The organism is Streptomyces gottesmaniae (genome assembly GCF_031845845.1).
GTDB lineage: Bacteria > Actinomycetota > Actinomycetes > Streptomycetales > Streptomycetaceae > Streptomyces > Streptomyces akebiae.
Genome location: NZ_JAVRFJ010000009.1, coordinates 36244 through 55633, shown reverse-complemented (window position 1 = coordinate 55633; position 19390 = coordinate 36244). Strand labels below are relative to the sequence as shown.

Genomic DNA, 19390 nt, shown 5'->3' with positions numbered 1-19390 from the left:
GATGCTCATTCGACCGTGGGGTGGGTGTCAAGAGACCAAGGCGCAACAGATCCGTTTCCTCACCGTCATACAGGCCGAGATATCGAAGGTCGGAGGGGGTCGTTCCAGTCGCCCACACCGCCGAGGAATCTGGGAATCGACCCTTGTGCACCCCCGGTCGTTCACTTAACCTCGCAGCAACATCGAAGCGCTTCGACTGCGGAGGGAAACGCTTCGCGTGCTCACCTCCCTCCGCTGCTCGACGGTTCACCGCTTCAGCACAGCCAGTTCCACTCAGACACCGCAGCCGACGGCCACCGCCGGGTGTCCTGGTGTGCGCCATGAAGGGTTGACGCAATGACGCCGAACTCCGCCACCTCCGCCGCGCCCAGCCGGAGAAGCTTCCTCGCCTCCACGGCGGTCGCCGCCGCCGCAGTGGCGGGGGGTGTGCCGCTGCTGTCCGCCTGCGGCGGCTCGCAGGAGGGCCGCAAGGAGGGCACGACGTCGGGCAAGGACGCGAAGAAGATCCTTCCCGCGTTCGTCGCGTCGAACGTGGTGGCGCCCGACATCCCGGCGAAGAACGGCGCGCCCGCCGGCTTCACCAAGGCGATCGCGACCGCCGACCTGAAGACCTCGGTCCCGAAGAAGCTCGGCAGCGGCGGCAAGCTCAAGGTCATGTCCCCGTTCTGGGGCACCCCGCCCAAGGGCGACAACCCGTACTACACGGCGATGAACGAGGCCGTCGGCGTCGACGTGACCTGGCAGAACCAGGACGGCGTCACCTACGACCAGAAACTCGGCGCGGTCCTCGCCTCCAGCGACATCCCGGACGTCGTGGTCGTCCCCGGCTGGAACCTGATGGGCAAGATACCGAGCGCCATCAACGCCAAGTTCGCCGATCTCGGCCCCTACCTCTCCGGCGACAAGGTCAAGGACTACCCGAACCTCGCGGCCGTCCCCTCCGAGGCCTGGCAGCGCGGCATCTTCGGGGGCCAGTTGCGCGCGGTCCCGATGCCCGCCCCGTACGTCACGGACATCGCGCCGATGTACCGCAAGGACGTCTTCGAGAAGAAGGGCTACAGCGTCCCGACGAGCCCGGACGAGTTCCTCTCCTGGGCGAAGGAGGCCACCGACGCCAAGGCGAAGGTGTGGGCCTGTGACGACATGAAGTGGACGGCGTTCAACGTCTTCGGCGTCTTCCCCGGCAGCGACAAGGCGCTGTGGTGGAACATGGTCGACGGCAAACTGGTCAACCGCGTCGAGACCGAGGAGTACCTCGAAGCGCTGGAGTGGACGCGCAAGCTCTACGCGGCCGACGTGGTCCACCCGGACGCGGTCTCCGGCAAGGCGGGCGGCGACGCCAGGAACCGGTTCACCGCCGGCCAGTCCCTCGTCTTCAACGGCAACATCTCCGCCTGGTGGGGCTCGGTCTCCGAACAGGCCACCCAGAACTCCGACTTCGACATGGCCGCGTTCGACATCTTCGGCCCCGACGGCGGCGACCCCGCCCTGTGGGCGGTGCAGCCCGCCAACATCTTCACCTTCGTCAGCAAGAAGGCGACCGAGCAGCAGATCAAGGACTTCCTCGCCCTCTGCAACTACTGTGCCGCGCCCTACGGCACCAAGGAGTTCATGCTCACCGCCTACGGCGTCGAGGGCACGGACTACGACATGAAGAAGGGCCTGCCGGTCAAGAGCACCCAGGGTGTCAACGAGGTCAACGGCGCCTACGACTACACCGGCAACCCGGCGCCGTACACCGCCTACCCCGACTTCCCCGAGGTCACCAAGGGCATGGTCGAGTGGATGCAGCGCATGGGCGCCTTCACCAAGAAGACCTCGTTCTTCGGGCTGACCGTCACCGAGCCCAACCGCTGGGCCAACCTCGCCGACAACTTCGAGCAGTTGGAGGACGACGTGGTACGCGGGCGCAAGAAGATCAGCGACGTCCAGCAGGCGGTCTCCGACTGGAAGAGCAAGGGCGGCGACGGTCTGCGCGACTGGTACATGAAGCTGCTCGACGACACCGGTTCGGCGAACTGACCCGGGGCCGAGGCGAGGAGAAGGCCGTGTCCCACAGCACGGTGCCCCGGTCGAGGGCCGGGGCCAAGACCCCCGAGACGACCCCGGTGGCGTCCGACGACGCCGGATCCAGCGCCCGGCCTCCGTCCGGGGGAGACGGACGCGCGGGCAAGCTGGGCCTTCGCCTCAGATTCCGGCGCGACCGCACGCTGATCCTGATGACGCTGCCGGCCGTCCTGCTGATCCTGGTCTTCAACTACATACCGATTCTCGGCAATGTGGTCGCCTTCCAGGACTACGACCCGTACCTCAGCGAGAACGGCTTCATCGCCATCTTCCAGAGCCCCTGGGTCGGCGTCGAGCAGTTCGAACGGATCTTCGCGGACTCGGCCTTCTGGCACGCGGTGCAGAACACCTTCGTGCTGTTCTTCCTCCAGCTCGTGCTGTTCTTCCCCATCCCGATCCTGCTGGCGCTGCTCATCAACAGCATCGTCAGGCCCCGGATCCGGGCGGTCGCCCAGGCGATCATGTACCTGCCGCACTTCTTCTCCTGGGTCCTCGTCGTCACCGTGTTCATGCAGATCTTCGGCGGGGCAGGCGTCATCGCGCAGACGCTCCGCCGGCACGGCTACGACGGATTCGACCTGATGACCAACCCGGAGATCTTCAAGTACCTGGTCACGGTCGAGATGATCTGGAAGGACGCCGGCTGGGGCATCATCGTCTTCCTCGCCGCGCTCTCCTCCGTCTCCCACGACCTGTACGAGGCCGCCGCGATGGACGGCGCCGGCCGCTGGCGGCGCATGTGGCACATCACCCTGCCCGCCCTGCGCCCGGTGATCGCCCTGCTGCTGGTGCTGCGGGTCGGCGACGCCCTCACTGTCGGATTCGAACAACTGCTGCTGCAACGGCAGGCGGTGGGCGTCGACGCCTCCGACGTCCTCGACACCTATGTGTGGTGGAACGGCATCCGCAACCAGGACTTCAGCTACGCCGCCGCTGCGGGACTGATCAAGGGCGTGGTCGGCCTCGCGCTGGTCCTGACCGCCAACAAGGTCGCCCATCTCATGGGTGAGCAGGGGGTGTACAAGAAATGAGCGCACTCGTCGACGAGACGGTCACGACGGCAGAGCAGGCCGACCGGCGCCCGACGACGCCGAAGCCGAGCCGCTGGGCCGCGCCGCCCCGCCCGGTCTGGGAGGAGGAACCCGCGAAGGCGGGACTCGCGGGCAAGGGCATCGCCCTGGGTTTCGCCTGCTTCGCGATCCTCTTCCCCCTGTGGATCGTCATCGTCACCAGCCTTCAGACGAAGAAGACCATCGACGACGCGGGCGGTCTGGTCGTCGTCCCCAAAGGCATCACCTTCATCGCCTACCAGGAACTCCTCAGCGGCGGCCAGGTCCAGCGGGCCGCCCTGGTCAGTGTCGGCGTCACCCTCGTCGGCACCCTGTTCAGCATGACCGTGTCGGTCCTGTGCGCCTACGGTCTCTCCCGCGTCGGCTCACTCGGCCACCGTTGGATCCTGATGACCCTGCTCGCGACGATGTTCTTCGGCGCGGGCCTCATCCCCACGTACCTCCTGGTCCAGGGCCTCGGCCTCACCGACACCTACCTCGCTCTGATCCTCCCCAGCGCGGTGAGCGTCTTCAACATCCTGGTCCTGCGCGCGTTCTTCATGGGCATCTCGCCGGAACTCATCGACAGCGCCCGCATCGACGGGGCCGGCGACTGGCGCATCCTGTGGCAGATCGTGATGCCGCTCTCCCGCGCGGTCCTCGCGGTCATCGCCCTCTTCTACGCGGTCGGCTACTGGAGCGCCTGGTTCAACGCCTCCATCTACCTCACCGACCAGGACATGATGCCGCTGCAGAATGTCATGATCCAGCTCGTCCAGAAACAGGAACGCCCGGTGGGCCTCTCCGCCCAGATCAACACCGGCCAACTCTCGCCGCTGGCCATCCAGATGGCGGTCATGGTCATGGCCCTCCTCCCCGTCGCCGTGCTCTCCCCCTTCGTCCAGAAGCACTTCAAGAAGGGCATGCTGACCGGCGCGGTCAAGGGTTGACCGAGTGTCCAAGGGCCCGCGGGGTTCTGTTCGTGGGCGACTGCGGGTGGTCTGTGGTCGCTCGCGCCCCGCGCCCCTGAAGAGCCCCGGGCGCGACCCATGCCTTCAAGGGGCGCGGGGAACTGCGCGACCAGCCACGCCCCAACCGCAGTCGCCCACGAACAGACCCCCCGCGCTCATAGGCGCCCACCCCGCACCCCCCTCCGTACACAACGAGGTATGTCATGCGCACGCCCCAGCCAAGTCGCCGCACCGTACTCGCCGCGAGCACGGCCGCCGCAGCCCTCACAGCTCTCCCCGCCCTGGGCACCCCGGCCCACGCCGCCGGAGCCCGGACCGGCTCGGCCGGCGGTACCACCTACCGCTGGCGCAACGCCGTGATCGGCGGCACCGGCTTCATCACCGGCGTCCTCTTCCACCCGGCGAGACGCGGCCTCGCGTACGCCCGCACCGACATCGGCGGCGCCTACCGCTGGGACGACCACAAGGCCCGCTGGACCCCGCTGACCGACCACCTCGGCTGGGACGACTGGAACCTCCTCGGCGTGGAGGCCATCGCCCTCGACCCCGCCCACCCGGACCGCGTCTACCTCGCCCTCGGCACCTACGCCCAGTCCTGGGCCGGCAACGGCGCCGTCCTGCGCTCCGACGACCGCGGCGCCACCTGGACCCGCACCGACCTCCCCGTGAAGCTCGGCGCCAACGAGGACGGCCGGGGCGCGGGCGAGCGGCTCCTCGTCGACCCGCGCGACAGCGACACCCTGTGGCTGGGCACCAGGCACGACGGCCTGCTCAGGTCGACGGACCGGGGTGCCACCTGGGCGTCCGCGACCGGCTTCCCGGCGACCCCGAGCGGCTCCGGCCAGGGCGTCATCCTGCTCGTGGCCGCAGGCCGCACCGTGTACGCCGGCTGGGGAGACGCGGACGGCACCTCCGCGACGGCGAACCTGTACCGCACCACCGACGGCACCACCTGGGAAGCCGTCCCGGGCCGCCCGACCGGCACCGCCGCGAAGGTCCCGATCCGTGCCGCGTACGACCGCCACACCCGCGAGCTGTACGTGACGTACGCCGACGCTCCCGGCCCCAACGGTCAGGCGAACGGCAGTGTGCACAAGCTCCGCACCACCACCGGCACGTGGACCGAGGTGACCCCGGTGAAGCCGGGCGGTACCACGAGCGACGGTGGCGCCGACACCTTCGGCTACGGCGGCGTCGCCGTCGACGCGCGCCGCCCGGGCACGGTGGTCGTGTCCACCAACAACCGCTGGGCCGAGATCGACACCCTGTTCCGGTCCACGGACGGCGGCCGCACCTGGACGTCCCTCAAGGACTCCGCCGTCCTGGACGTGTCCGAGACCCCCTATCTCAAGTGGGGCGCCGACAAGCCGAAGTTCGGCTGGTGGATCCAGGCGCTCGCCCTCGACCCGTTCGACTCGAAGCACCTCGTGTACGGCACCGGCGCGACGCTGTACGGCACCCGGGACCTGAAGAACTGGGCTCCGCGGACACGGGGCCTGGAGGAGGCGTCCGTGGTGCAGCTGGTGTCGCCCCCGGCCGGGGAGGCACACCTGCTCAGCGGCTCCCGGGACATCGGCACGATGTACCACGAGCGGCTCACGGCGTCCCCGTCGCGCGGCATGGCGTCGAACCCGGTATTCGGATCGGCTACGGGACTCGCACAGGCCTCGGCGAAGCCCTCGTACGTGGTCCGCACCGGCTGGGGCGACCACGGCAACGGCGCCCACTCGCAGGACGGGGGCCGGACCTGGGCACCCTTCGCGGCCCAGCCGGACATCGCCAGGAACGCCCCGGGACCGATCGCCGTCAACGCCGACGGCAGTGTGCTGCTGTGGTCCTTCGTGCACTGGGACGGCACGAAGTACGCGGCCCACCGCTCCGCCGACCACGGGGCGACCTGGACCGAGATCTCCTCCTTCCCGAAGGGCGCCACTCCGGTCGCCGACCCGGCCGACCCGACGCGCTTCTTCGCCTACGACACCGACACGGGAACGCTGTACGCCAGCACGGACAGCGGCGTCTCCTTCACGGCCCGAGCGGCCGGACTGCCGCGGGGCGACAGCCAGTTCAAGCTGGTCGCGGCCCCCGGACGCAGCGGAGACCTGTGGCTGAGCGTCAAGACGAACGGGCTGTACCGGTCCACCGACGCGGGAGTGACCTTCTCGAAGGTGGACAGCTGCTGGGCCTCGCACACCCTCGGCTTCGGCAAGGCCGCCGACGGCGCCGACTACCCGGCGATCTACCAGGTCGGCTCGACGGAGACCATCACCGCCGTCTACCGCTCCGACGACGGTGCGAAGACCTGGACCCGTATCAACGACGACGCCCACCAGTGGGGCTGGACCGGCGAGGTCGTCGTCGGCGATCCGCGCGTGTACGGCCGTGTGTACCTGGCCACGAACGGGCGGGGCATCCAGTACGGGGAGCCGGTCTGATGCGCGAGCCGACCGGCCCGTCCCTGGCCGACGCCACCCGCGGCCGCGTCCTCTTCGGAGGCGACTACAACCCGGAGCAGTGGCCCGAGGCGACGTGGCACGAGGACGTACGGCTGATGAAGGAGGCGGGCGTCAACTCCGTCACCCTCGGCGTCTTCTCCTGGGCGAAGCTCGAACCCCGGTCCGGGGCAAGGGAGTTCGGCTGGCTGGACCGGTTGATGGACCTGATGCACGCAGGCGGTATCGGCGTCGTCCTCGCCACCCCCACCTCCTCCCCGCCGCCGTGGATGGGGCGTCTGCACCCCGAGACCCTCCCGCGCGACGAGGACGGCCGGATCGAGTGGTGGGGCTCCCGGCAGCACTTCTCGCACTCCAGCGACACCTACCGCCGTCACGCCGCCGCCATCACCGAGGATCTCGCCGCCCGCTACGGCGACCATCCGGCCCTCACCATGTGGCACATCAACAACGAGTACTGCACCTACGACTGGGGCGACGAGGCGGCGAGGACCTTCCGGGGGTGGCTCCAGCGGAGGTACGGGACGCTCGACGCGCTCAACGAGGCCTGGGGCACGGCCTTCTGGAGCCAGGGCTATGACGGCTGGCACGAGATCCTCCCGCCGCGCCGCGCCCACTACATGAGGAACCCCACCCAGGTGCTCGACTTCAAACGCTTCACGAGCGACATGCTCCTGGAGTGCTACGTCATGGAGCGCGACATCGTCCGCCGGCACACCCCGCACCTGCCGGTCACCACCAACTTCATGCCGATGTGGGTGGGCCAGGACGCGTGGCGGTGGGCCGAGGAGGAGGACGTCGTCTCGGTCGACCTCTACCCGGACCCGCGTGACCCGCTCGGCGCGCAGCACGGCGCCCTGGTCCAGGACATGACCCGCTCGCAGGCGGGCGGCGGCCCCTGGATGCTGATGGAGCAGGCGGCGGGCCCCGTCAACTGGCGCGGCGTCAACCACCCCAAGCCCCGTGGACTCAACCGACTGTGGTCCTTCCAGGCCGTCGCCCGGGGTGCGGACGCCGTCTGCTACTTCCAGTGGCGGCAGTCCCGGCAGGGCGCCGAGAAGTTCCACTCCGGCATGGTCACCCACGCGGGTGAGCAGGGTCGTACCTACCAGGAGGTGCGGCGACTCGGCCGGGAACTGGCCGCCGTCGGCCATGAGGTGGCAGGGCGGCACATCGACGCCGACATCGCCGTGCTGTTCGACTGGAACTCCTGGTGGGCCGGTGCCCAGGACGGCCGGCTGTCGTCCGAGATCGATCTCCCCCAGGTCGTACGCTCCTGGCACCGTGCCCTCTGGGAGGAGAACCTCACCACCGCCTTCGCCCACCCCGAACACGATCTCTCCGCCTACCGACTCGTCGTCGTACCGCAGCTCTACCTGCTCACGGACGCGGCCGTGGACAACCTGCTCGCGTACGTACGGGGCGGCGGCACCCTCGTCAGCGGCTTCCTGACCGGCGTCGCCGACGAGGACGACCGGGTACGCCCCGGTGGCATGGACGCCCGGCTCCGTGACCTCTTCGGTATCCGCACCCTGCACGAGTGGTGGCCGCTGGACGCGGGGGAGGAGGTCGAGTGCGACGGCGCCCGGGGCGTCTTCCGGGGGACGCTGTGGTCCGAGGAGATCGAGACAGCCGACGCGGAGGTGGTCGTCCCCTACAAGGGCGGCGAGCTCGACGGCCTTCCGGCGGTGTTGCGGAAGGGGCGCGCCTGGTACGTCTCCACGCTGCCCGAACCGGCCGAACTGCGCGCGCTGTTGGGGCGGGTCGCGGCCGACGCGGGGGTCCGGCCGGTCATGGCCGGAGTGCCCGACGGGGTCGAGGCGGTACGGCGCGGTGAGGTGCTGTTCGTGCTCAACCACGGCCGCGACGAGGTCACCGTCGATGTGCCCGGCACCCATCGCGACCTGCTGACGGGGGCCACCGTCACCGGATCGCTGCCGCTCGGCCGGCACGGCGTGGCGGTACTGAAGCCGTCACCATGACTTCCCCCGGCGCCGAAGCGTTCGCGTCGATCGGCAGCACGTTCGTCGAGAACGCCCTCGTCGCCGGAGAAGACCGCGTCCTCATCGCGAGGCCGCGGTAGCTCCCCACAGCGCACCTCCCCCCACCCATGGAAGGAACCGACACCCATGGCAACACGCACCCGCACCCTGGGCCGGATCGGCAAAGCCCTTCTCGCCCCCGCACTGGCGCTCGGCGCCACGATCGGTCTCGCCTCCGCCCCCGCCTCGGCCGCCGTCTGGAACTCGTGCGACCAGTGGGGCAACACCAGCCTGAACGGCTACACGCTCTACAACAACATCTGGGGCTCCGGCGCCGGCAGTCAGTGCATCTGGGCCAACTCCGGTACCAACTGGGGCGTCTGGGCCAACCACCCCAACACCGGCGGCATCAAGTCGTACCCCAACTCCAAGAAGGTGATCAACAAGACGATCACCTCGCTCGGCTCCCTCAACAGCAGCTACAACGTCACCGTCCCGTCCTCGGGCGCGTACAACACCTCGTACGACGTCTGGGACACGGACTACGACTACGAGATCATGCTCTGGGTCAACTACAACGGCGCCGTCGGTGCCCTCGGCACCTTCCAGCAGAGCGTGACGCTCGGCGGCCACAGCTGGAACGTCTACAAGGGCCGCGCCTACCGGTCCGACGGCACGTACTGGGACGTGTTCTCCTTCCTGCGCACCTCGGACTCCACCTCCGGCACGGTCCAGATCCTCCCCGTCCTCAAGTGGATCAAGGACACCAAGGGCTGGATGGGCAACGAGACCATCGGCGACGTGCAGTTCGGCTTCGAGGTCACCTCGTCCTCGGGAGGCCTGGACTTCGCCACCAACAACCTGACAGTCAGCAGCAGTTGACGTGCGGTGGGCCGTGAGCCGTAGGTAGGCCCGCGGGCGAGTCCGAGCCGGTGCCGTGCCCCCACGCGGCACCGGCCCGGACACCTTCCGGGCCTCGGGCACCCCACCGGTACGACTCCGTCGGGGCCGAGACGCTGCGCGCCGGCTGGGCATCAGTACGGCTCGCCACGCCGGCCACCCGGGAACGCGTCACCGCCGCCATCGCCGCCATCCCCGCCTGCGGCCCGGCGGTGTCGGGGCGGGTGTCCATGGCGACGATGCCCGCGGCACCCGCGACCTCCTCGCCGCCCTGGCAGAGGCTCCTGACCGACAGGGGCGCACCCCACCGGCCTCTGCCTGGCCGACCCTCAAGACCGAGACAGGCCCGACGGAGTCCTACGAGGCCTCCGTTCCGTCCTCCGGCGTCAGACGGATCAGCAACACGCCGGGGGTGCGCGGCACCGCCACCCGCAGTTCGCCGGTGCGGGGGTCCCAGGACGTCGGCGAGTCCGCCCGTGCCGCGGACGGGTGCAGGATCTCCGTGCGTACGTGGAGGCCCGTACCCGCCAAGTGCCGTACCGGCAGGCGTACTTCGGCCGCACCGCCTCTGCGCCACACGGACAGGTACGTCGGTCCGTGTCCGCCCGGGATCCGCAGCCCCAGGGCCAGCCACTCGTCCGTCCAGCCCGGCAGGCCGAGCGGCCAGAACGGCACGGCCCCGGCCAGGTCGCCGCGGATCGACTTGTACGTGTCCACCGCCTCGCGCACGAGGGTGAGCTGGTGTTCCGTCATGCGGTCCAGGTGTCCCGACAGGTGGATGCGCCCGAGGAGGGCGCCGCCGAGGGTGAAGGCGATCAGATCGTCCTCGTACTCGGGCTGCGGGTAGGCCCAGACGGCGCCCTGTTCCGGGGGGACCGCGGTGGGCGCGGCGGCGGCGATCGGGGGGTAGCGCAAGGGGTCCTGCTGGTCGCTGGTGGACTGGAGCTGGGCCACGGCCAGAGTGGCGCCGTCCATGCGCATACCGCCGGAGGCGCAGTTCTCGACGACGAGGTGCGGGTAGCGGTCGAGGACGTCGGAGAGCCAGTCCAGGTACGCGTGGGCGTGCCCCAGGAGGCCGGCGCCGGGGGAGAGGTCGCCCGGGCCGGTGGTGCCGGGGTCGATCACGATGTTGTAGTCGAGCTTGAGATAGCCCACGCCCCAGTCCCCGACGAGACGGTCCACCGTCTTGTCGAGGTGGGCACGGGCCGCCGGGTGGCGCAGGTCGAGCTGGTGACGACCCTGCTCGGTCAGCCGCACCCCGTCCCGCTGGAAGAACGCCTCCGGCGGCAGCTCCGCCGCGACCGCGCTGCGGACGCCGACGACCTCGGGCTCCAGCCAGAGCCCGGGAACCATGCCGCGCTCCCGGATCCGGTCCAGCACCGCCCGGATCCCGCCGTCGGAGAGGGTGCGCGCTCCGGCCCCGGTTCCGGCCCCGGCTCCGGCGCCGTCCCCGGTCGCGGAGACGCCGGACTCCGTCGTCCCTCCGCCGTCCAGACCCTCCGCGGGAAACCGGCGTGACGACGGCAGCCATGCGCCGACGCCGTCCCACCAGCCCCCGTCCACCGTGTCGTCGTACCAGCCGGAGTCGATGCAGAAGTACTCCGCGCCCGCGTCCGCCGCCGCGTCGATCAGCGGCAGCAGCTTCGCGGTGGTCGGGTCGCCCATCAGCGTGTTCATGTAGTCGTTGAAGACGACGGGGAGCGTGGCGTGGTCGGGATGGGGACGGCGAACGGCACGGCGGTACGCGGTCAGCGCCGCCCACGCGTCATCGAGCCCCGAGCCGCTGTCCCGCGCCCCGAGCGCGAGCGCCGCCGCCACGGTCGTGAACGTGTCGCCGGGCGCGAGCCGCACCCGCCACTGGTGCTCCGCGTCCGTCGGCCCGTTCAGCGCGAGATACGTGCCGTGCGCGCGTTCCCCCAGGTCCCAGCGCCAACCGGCCGGTGACTCCACCTGCCAGACCCAGGCCCGGCCCTGGCCTTCGCTCCGGCCTGCGCCCCCCTCTGCGACCGCGTTCCCTTCGTGGCCCCCTCCTCGCTCCGTGAGCGCCCCCATCGCCAGATGCCCGTCACTGGGCCAACTCCCGCGTCCGGTGAGGGCGAGCGCCGCCCGGCTGTCGTGCTGATGGGCCTCGACGCTGATGTCGGCGACCGTCGCCCGAAGCGGCTCGGCGTACCAACGGCACTCGGCGAGCCAGTCGTTGCGAGCCCGGTGCACCTCCAGGAGGTCGGGGGAGGGCAGCCCGCCGAGGACAAGGCTGCTGACGGACTGCACGACGAGAGGCTCGGCCCCGTCGTTGCGCAGCCGCACCCGGGAGCGCAGGACGGCGACGCCGGCGGGGGAGGACAGCTCGACGAACGCGGTCAACCCGGTCGCGGGGTCGTGGAGTTCGACGGTCAGCCGCGCCCAGTCGCCGTCGCCGTCCCCGCCACCTACACCCACGTTCGCACGGTGTCCCCGGTACTGGAGCCCCGCCCCGAACGCCGTCCCCGTGAACCGTGGCCCGGACCACCCGCTGCCGTGCCCGAAGGCGGTCAACTCGACGAGCGGAAGCGCGATCTCAGGATCCACGGTGTCACCGGAGGGACCGAGCCGGATCAGCCGCAGTGTCCCGTCCGCGGCCGTCGCGAACACGCTCTCGATGGCCGGGTGCCCCCAGGTGAAGGTCGTGCCCGTGTGCTCGGAACCGGTCGAACCGCCTGTCGTGCCGACCGCCGGACCGCCTGCCATGCCGACCGCCGGACCGCCTGTCGAACCGCCCCCCGGACCGCCTGCCGAACCGCCCCCCGGACCGCCCGTCGAACCGTCTGCCGGACCGCCCGTCTGACCGCTTTCGCCGAAGTCGCTCGCACCCGCGTCCACGTCGCTTCCCCTCCTGAGCCGTCCTGATCCGCCCGAGCCGTCTTGAGCCGTCCGAGGTGTTTCCAGCCGTCCTGAGCCATCCCGAGTCGTCCCGAACCGTCCCTCCGCGCGTCCTCCGCAGCCGGAGGCGCCCGCGTGAATCCGTCGTTACGTTCTCTTGACGCCTGCTGTGTGACCGGTCACAATCCTGGCATGAATGTGACCGGTCACACAAGGCGCCCGGCGAGCATCCGGGACGTCGCGACCGCCGCCGGAGTCTCGTACCAGACGGTCTCGCGGGTGATCAACGACCACCCCAGCGTCAAGCCGTCGACGCGGGACCGCGTGCTGGCGGCCATCGACGAGCTGGGCTTCCGGCGCAACGCCACCGCGCTCGCGCTGGCCAGCGGGCGCACCCGGGCCGTGACCGTGCTGACCGCGAACACCACGCACTACGGCTACGCCTCGATCCTCCAGGGCATCGAGGAGGCGGCTCGGGCGGCGTCGTACGCGGTCGGCATCGGAGTACTGGAGTCCGCGGACGAGGCCGCGGTCGCCGCCGAGGTGCAGCGGGCGGCGGACGCGGGCGGCGGTCTCATCGTGATCGCCTACGATCCGGCCGGGGTCGCCGCCCTCGCGGCCGTGCCCGCCGAACTGCCGGTCGTGGGCGTGGTGGAGACACCCGCGGCCCCGCCCGGTGGCGACCGCCCCTGGGTGTGGACCGACGACCGCGAGGCCGCCCACGAGGCGACCCGCCACCTCCTCTCGCTCGGCCACGAGACCGTGCACTACGTCGCGATCCCGTCCAGCACCCGGCGGACCAGTGCCCGTACCACCGGCTGGCGGCAGGCGCTCAAGGAGGCCGGAGCCCCCGAACCCCGTCCGGTGCAGGGGAGTTGGGGCCCGGCGGGCGGTCACGCGGCCGGCCTCCGACTGGCCGGGGACCCGGCGGTGACCGCGATCCTCTGCGGCAACGACGACCTCGCGCTCGGTGTGCTGCGCGCGCTCCACGAAGCCGGGCGGTCCGTACCCGGGGAGGTCAGCGTCGCCGGTTTCGACGACGCCCCGCACTCCGCCTTTCTGACCCCGTCCCTCACGACGGTGCGCCTGGACTTCACCGGCCTCGGCCGGGCCGCGTTCGCCCTGCTGCACGGGGTGGTCGAGGAGTCCGCGCAGATCGCCCCGCACCCCGTCTCCGTACCGGAACTGGTGGTGCGGGAGAGCGTCGGGCCGCCGCCCGCGAAGCCCTGACCTCCTCAGTCGCCTCCCGAGTCGCCCCCGAAAGTCCACTGGCACTTCGCCCGAACGCCCCGCCCGCGCACAGCTGTTCCGCATCCTGCCCTGCCCTGAACCACCTGTTGTTCTCGAAAGGCACGTGATGAAAACAAGAGCTCTCCCGACGCTGGCCCTCATATGTGCCCTCGGCCTGGCCGCCACCGCGTGCAGCGATCCCACGGCCGGGGCGTCGGGCGCGGACTCGGACACGAAGCGGACGGCCGTCGATCCCACCGCCCGGCTCGACGGCGTGAAGCTGACCATGTGGACCGCGCAGAACACGGTCACCGCGCCCCGGCAGGTCATCGACGCCTTCGAGAAGGCCACCGGCGCCGAGGTGGAGACCCAGGCGGTCCCCGACCCCTACGAGTCGAACGTGCCGACCAAACTGGCCTCGGGCGACCGCCCCGACCTGATGTTCTGGCAGCCCTCCGTCTCCACGCTGCCCTTCATCCAGCCGCAGCGGAACCTGCTCACCCTCGACGGCGAGGAGTGGGTCTCCAAGCTCGGCGACACGGAGAAGTCGCTCGGGGTCATCGACGGCAAGCGGTACGCGGCCATCGTCACCAGCCCCGCCATGCTCGGCGTCTACTACAACAAGGACGTCTTCGAGCAGGCCGGCATCGCCGAGAAGGACTTCCCGAAGTCGTACGACGAACTCCTCGCCCTCGGTCACCGAGTGGTCGACGACACGGACGCGGCCGCCTTCTACGAGGCCGGCGGCGACAAGTGGCCCCTCCAGTGGCAGATGCAGGTGCAGCTCACCGACCTCGACCAGCAGTGGTGGACGGACCTGAACGCCAACAAGGAGAAGTGGACCGACCCCGTCGTCGTCGACGCGATCAAGAAGTACAAGGAGAAGCTGCTCGACGCCGGACTCGCCCAGAAGAACTACCGGACGGGCACCTTCACCGGGCAGGCCGACGCCCTGTGGAAGGGCGAGGCGGGCATGGTCCTCAACGTCACGTCCTTCCAGAGCCAGTTGCAGGCCAAGTACTCCACGGCGGAGATCGACAAGAGGATCGGCTGGTTCCCGATCGCCAACTCCGCCGCCACCGGCCTGTATTCGCCCGACCAGACCAACGGTGTGGTCGCCTTCCAAACGGGTGACGACAAGCGGCAGAACGCGGCCCGGCAGTTCCTCGCGTTCTGGCTCGGCCCCGACTACGCCGACTACATCAAGGCGATGAAGATCCCGTCCGTGCAGCCGTCCGTGCCGACCCCGGGCGGCCTGCCCGAGGCATCGAAGGCCCAGGTCGAGGTTCTTCCCACGGCCATCGGCGTCTTCCAGGCCAAGGCGATCGTCGCCCCGGACACCCACCTCTATCTCGCCGACATGCTCTTCGACAAGAAGAGCCCGCGGCAGGTCGCCCAGGCCATCCAGGACCAGTTCGCGCAGGTGGCCAAGGCCCAGGGCGCGCCCGGTTTCTAGCCGGGGCGAGAGACAGGGCTCTTCGATGGCGGACACGGCCGTACGTACACGCAAGCAGGCACCCAGGAGAGGCGAACCCCGGCGGGTGGGGCGGCTGCCCCGGGCCGCCGTGCACCACCCCTGGTGGTTCGCGCTCCCCGCGATCGTCGTCTTCGCGGGCTTCTTCCTGGTGCCCAACCTGCTCAACTTCTACTACCCGTTCACCAACTGGTCCTCGTACCACGCGGACATCGCCTTCACCGGCCTCGACAACTTCACGACCATCGCCGACGACGGCAGCCTCGTCCGGGCGATCCGCACCACCCTGCTGTACGCGCTGCTCGCGGCCGTCTTCCAGAACGTCTTCGGGCTGGTGCTGGCGCTGCTGCTGGAGGACGACACCCGCTTCAACCGGTTCTTCCGTGCCGTCTTCTTCCTGCCGGTGCTCATCTCGGCACTCGCCACGGGGTACGTCTTCCAGGCGCTCCTCGACCAGGACGGCGCCGTCAACGCGGTCCTGGGCACCGACATCCCCTGGCTGGGCTCGACGACCTGGACCCTCGTCGTGGTCACGCTCATCCACGGCTGGAAGTGGATGGGCCTGTCGATGCTGATCTATCTGGCGGGGCTGAAGGGCATCCCGGGCGACATGCTCGAAGCCGCGCGGATGGACGGGGCGGGGCCCTGGCGGACCTTCTGGTCGGTGCGCTGGCCGATGCTCGCCCCGGCCCTCACCTTCAACGTCACCACGGCGCTCATCGGCTCGATGAACACCTTCGACATCGTGCAGGCCACCACCGGCGGCGGGCCGGCCGCCTCCACCGAGGTCTTCAACATCTACATGTTCCGGATCTTCGGACAGGGCCTGTACGCGCAGGCCTCGGCCATGAGTCTGGTGCTCTTCCTGGTGGTGGTGGCCGTCGCGATTCCGCTGGTCATCGGGTTGCGCCGAAGGGAGCAGCTGCTGTGAGCACGGTGATGTGGCGCTACGGCCGCCCGGCTCTCGTCCTCCTCCTCGCCGGGCTCGCCGTCGGTGTCCCCCTGTGGCTGGTCCTCGTCACCTCGGCCAAGCCGCAGGCCGAGGCCATCCGGCCGAACCTGGACCCGCCGGCGCACTGGCAGCCCGGCGCCAACTACGAGGACGCCGTGGCCCAGGGGGAGATGCTGCGCGGCCTCCTCAACTCGCTGCTGGTCGTGGTCCCTTCGGTGGTCCTCGTGCTGATCCTCGGCGCGGGCGCCGCCTGGGTCTTCGCCCGCCGGAAGTCGAGGCTCGTCTCGGCGGCGTACGCGCTGTGCATCAGCGGCCTGCTGCTGCCGCCCGCCGTCATCACCATCGTGATGGAGCTGCGGCAGCTCGGCCTGGCGGGCACCCGGCCCGGGATGATCGCCGTGTACACCGGGATGTACCTCTCCACGTCGATCTTCTTCATGACGGGCTTCATCCGCGCCATCCCGATGGAACTGGAGGAAGCGGCCCGCATCGACGGCGCGAAGCCGTTCCGGATCTTCACCCGGATCGTCCTTCCCCTGCTCCGGCCCGTCATCGCCACCGCGACGATCATGGTGATGCTCTACGCCTGGAGCGACATCTTCTACGCCTTCTTCGTCCTCGGCAGCGGCGACCGGGCGACCCTCCCGCTCAACCTCTACAAGGTCGCGAGCGCCCAGCTCTACCTCAACAACTGGCATCTCGTCTTCGCGTACGTCGTGGTGATGAGCCTGCCGATGGTCGCCGTCTTCCTCGTCGGCCAGCGAAAGATCGTGTCCGGAATCACCAGTGGAGCCGTCAAATGACCGGAGGTCCAGCCGCGTGATCACCCCCACCCGCACGAGAGCCCGCGCCCGGAACCGGACCAGGTCCCGAACGAGAACCGCCCTGGTCACAGCACTACTTGGAGTCACCGTCATGGCAGGCACCCTCCCCGCCACCGGATCGTCCGCGGCGGCGGCCGCCGATCCGCAGCGCCTCACCGTCGATCTCTCGGCCTCCGAGGGCCCGGTGATGCGCGGCGCCAACGGCGCGCTGTACGGGCTCAGCGACGACGGGGTGCCCAGTGACGCGGCCCTCGCACCGCTGAAGATCACCAGCATCTCGCAGAAGCCGGAGGGCGGCGCCCAGCACCCCAACGGCGACGCGCTCACCGTCTCCCGGTCCTTCTTCCGCAACGGCGGCGGCGAGGTCCTGGTGATGATGCAGGACATCTATCCCAAGTGGCCCTACGACGACCTCGGCATCGACGACTACCTCCCCAAGGTCGACAAGATCACCAAGGAGGTGTCGGCGGACCCGAACAGCGAGCGCTTCGTCTACATCCCCTTCAACGAACCGGACCTGATCTGGTACGGCCTGAACGCCTCCGACCCGGCGCAGTACGAGGCCAACCGCGACCGGTTCCTCCGCGACTGGAAGACGGTCTACCAGCGCATCCGCGCCATCGACCCCGACGCGACCATCGCCGGCCCCAACGAGTCCGGCTACCACTCGCGTCTGATCACCGACTTCCTCACCTTCGCCAAGCGCGAGAACGTCCTGCCCCAGATCATGACCTGGCACGAGCTGGGCTCCGGCTCGCTGCGCGACTTCCAGGGCCACTACGACGACTACCGTTCCATCGAGCGGCAGTTGGACATCGAGCCCCTGAAGATCAACATCGACGAGTACGCCAACCGCCGTGACCTCTCCGTCCCGGGCCAACTCGTCCAGTGGGTCTCGATGTTCGAGCGCAACAAGGTGTACGCCAACCAGGCCTACTGGGACGCGGCCGGCAACATGGACGGCAACGTCGTCCGCTCCAACATCCCCAACGGCGGCTGGTGGTTCTTCCGCTGGTACGCGGGCCTGACCGGGAACACCGTCAAGGTCACCCCGCCGCAGGCCGACACCATCGACACCCTCCAGGGCCTCGCCTCCCTCGACAGCTCCCGCCGCCAGGCCCAGGTCCTGCTCGGCGGCTCCGCCGGCGACGCGGACGTCGTGGTCCGGAAGGTCCCCCGGTCCCTCTTCGGGCGCACGGTCACCGCGACCGTCGCCGAGGCCGCCTGGTCCGGCTACGAGGGACAGCACGCCGCCCCGCGCGTCCTGACCCGTACGAAGGTGAGGGTCGCCGACGACGGCACGGTGACCGTCCCGCTGCGCGGCCTGCACAAGATGTCGGCCTACCGCGTCGTCCTCACCCCGGGCGGCTCCGGCAGCCCCACCACCCCCTCCGTGCCGTGGAGCGCCTCCTACGAGGCCGAGGACGCCGCCCTCACCGACGGCAAGGTCTACACCCAGGGCACCGTCTCCAACGCCAACGGCTACGCGGCCTCCGGCACCAAGGACGTCGGCTCGCTCAACCAGCCCGGCAGCAAGGTCGACTTCACCGTGTCGGTGCCGAAGGACGGCACGTACGACCTGGCGATCCTGTACGGCAACCAGTCCGGGACCCCGGCCACCCAGAAGCTGATCGTCGACGGCGGCGACCCGGTCACCGTCACCTACCCCTCCACCGAGAACTGGACCTACCGCGCCAAGAAGGACCTCACCGTCCGACTCACGGCGGGCACCCACCAGTTGACCCTGGCCAAGGGCGACACCGAGGTCACCCTCGACCGGATCGACCTCACCGCCCGCACCGCCGAGCCCTCCGCCTCCTACGAGGCCACGCTCGCCGACATCAGCGGGAAGCCGTCGTACGACTACTCCTCGTCGGCGGGTGTCGGCACCGGCGCGCTCGGCCTGCGCTCCGGCGACAAGGCGGTCTTCGACGTGTACGCCCCGCGCGACGGCTACTACCGGGTGGTGCCCCGGGCGTCCGCGCCGGTGAGGCTCGCCCTGCACGGTCAGTCGGTGGCGGCGGTGCCCGACCGGCCGCTGCGGCTGTACCTCGTGGCGGGCAACAACCGGATCACCGCCACCGCCAAGCACACCGCCGTCCGCTCGCTCGACGTCACGGGCGCCGGCTCGACCACCGGGACCCTGACGTACGAGGGCGCCACGGCCACCCTCGCCGGCGGCGCCAAGCTCGTCGACTCCCGCCACGCCTCGGCCGGTTCGTACATCGGCTGGCTCGGCAACGGCGCGGACTCCACCGCCGAGTTCACGGTGAACGCCCCCACCTCCGGCCGCTACGTCCTGGTCGTCCACTACGCGCACAACGACCGCCGCGACAACGGCCACGCCTACAACACCGACATCATGTCCCGCACGGCGGACATCACGGTCGGGGACGGTGAACCGCGCACGGTCACCTTCAAGAACACCTGGGGCTGGGACGACTACTGGACCGTGGGCGTTCCCGTCGACCTGCGGAAGGGAGCCAACAAGGTGACCTTCGGCAACCCGGGTGCCTGGGCGCCGAACATCGACCGGATCGAGGTGGGCCGGGTCGTGGGCTAGGACAACACCGGACCTCGGCCGCCGGTGGGGGAGCGCCCCCGCCCGGTGGCCGAGGTCCGGCGCGTT

At 70.1% G+C, this 19390-nt stretch carries 12 protein-coding genes; 11 read left to right on the top strand and 1 reads right to left on the bottom strand.

Annotated features, from left to right (window positions below; all coding sequences use genetic code 11):
- Nucleotides 1–336: 336 nt before the first annotated feature.
- The 6 genes from RM704_RS12500 (at nucleotide 337) to RM704_RS12475 (ending at nucleotide 9404) form a co-directional block, all read left to right on the top strand.
- Nucleotides 337–2022, top strand: a complete 1686-nt coding sequence (locus tag RM704_RS12500) for a twin-arginine translocation signal domain-containing protein (RefSeq protein ID WP_033526977.1) — start codon at nucleotides 337–339, stop codon at nucleotides 2020–2022.
- A 26-nt stretch (nucleotides 2023–2048) separates the two neighbouring features.
- The gene (locus RM704_RS12495; RefSeq protein WP_033526978.1) at nucleotides 2049–3098 is read left to right on the top strand and encodes an ABC transporter permease; all 1050 of its coding nucleotides are present in this window, start codon (nucleotides 2049–2051) and stop codon (nucleotides 3096–3098) included.
- A complete protein-coding gene (locus RM704_RS12490) occupies nucleotides 3095–4066 on the top strand; it encodes a carbohydrate ABC transporter permease (protein WP_033526979.1) in 972 nt (323 codons plus the stop codon). Before RM704_RS12495 ends, RM704_RS12490 begins: the two co-directional genes overlap by 4 nt.
- Nucleotides 4067–4290: 224 nt before the next feature.
- Nucleotides 4291–6522 carry an exo-alpha-sialidase gene (locus RM704_RS12485; RefSeq protein ID WP_033526980.1) on the top strand — a complete coding sequence of 744 codons (2232 nt, stop codon included), beginning with the start codon at nucleotides 4291–4293 and terminating at the stop codon, nucleotides 6520–6522.
- Entirely contained in the window at nucleotides 6522–8522 is a 2001-nt protein-coding gene (locus tag RM704_RS12480; protein WP_033526981.1) for a beta-galactosidase, read from the top strand. Before RM704_RS12485 ends, RM704_RS12480 begins: the two co-directional genes overlap by 1 nt.
- 147 nt (nucleotides 8523–8669) lie before the next feature.
- Entirely contained in the window at nucleotides 8670–9404 is a 735-nt protein-coding gene (locus RM704_RS12475) for a glycoside hydrolase family 12 protein (protein ID WP_033526982.1), read from the top strand.
- Nucleotides 9405–9779: 375 nt separating this feature from the next.
- Here the strand turns inward: RM704_RS12475 and RM704_RS12470 are convergent, their stop codons facing one another.
- Nucleotides 9780–12149, bottom strand: coding sequence for a glycoside hydrolase family 36 protein (locus RM704_RS12470; RefSeq protein WP_037657639.1), 2370 nt, complete (start codon nucleotides 12147–12149; stop codon nucleotides 9780–9782).
- Between the two features lie 324 nt (nucleotides 12150–12473).
- Between RM704_RS12470 and RM704_RS12465 the strand changes: the two genes are divergently transcribed.
- The 5 genes from RM704_RS12465 to RM704_RS12445 all read left to right on the top strand — a co-directional run bounded on the left by RM704_RS12465 (nucleotide 12474) and on the right by RM704_RS12445 (nucleotide 19324).
- Nucleotides 12474–13511 carry a LacI family DNA-binding transcriptional regulator gene (locus RM704_RS12465; protein ID WP_052145984.1) on the top strand — a complete coding sequence of 346 codons (1038 nt, stop codon included), beginning with the start codon at nucleotides 12474–12476 and terminating at the stop codon, nucleotides 13509–13511.
- Nucleotides 13512–13638: 127 nt separating this feature from the next.
- On the top strand, nucleotides 13639–14967 hold the full coding sequence (locus tag RM704_RS12460) for an ABC transporter substrate-binding protein (RefSeq protein WP_033526984.1): 1329 nt from the start codon (nucleotides 13639–13641) through the stop codon (nucleotides 14965–14967).
- Between the two features lie 25 nt (nucleotides 14968–14992).
- Nucleotides 14993–15916 (top strand): carbohydrate ABC transporter permease, encoded by a 924-nt coding sequence (locus tag RM704_RS12455; protein WP_033526985.1) that lies wholly within the window; start codon nucleotides 14993–14995, stop codon nucleotides 15914–15916.
- A gap of 8 nt (nucleotides 15917–15924) precedes the next feature.
- Nucleotides 15925–16740 (top strand): carbohydrate ABC transporter permease, encoded by an 816-nt coding sequence (locus tag RM704_RS12450; RefSeq protein ID WP_052145991.1) that lies wholly within the window; start codon nucleotides 15925–15927, stop codon nucleotides 16738–16740.
- Nucleotides 16741–16852: 112 nt separating this feature from the next.
- Complete coding sequence (locus RM704_RS12445) at nucleotides 16853–19324, top strand: CBM35 domain-containing protein (protein ID WP_033526987.1); 2472 nt, start codon at nucleotides 16853–16855, stop codon at nucleotides 19322–19324.
- Nucleotides 19325–19390: the final 66 nt, after the last annotated feature.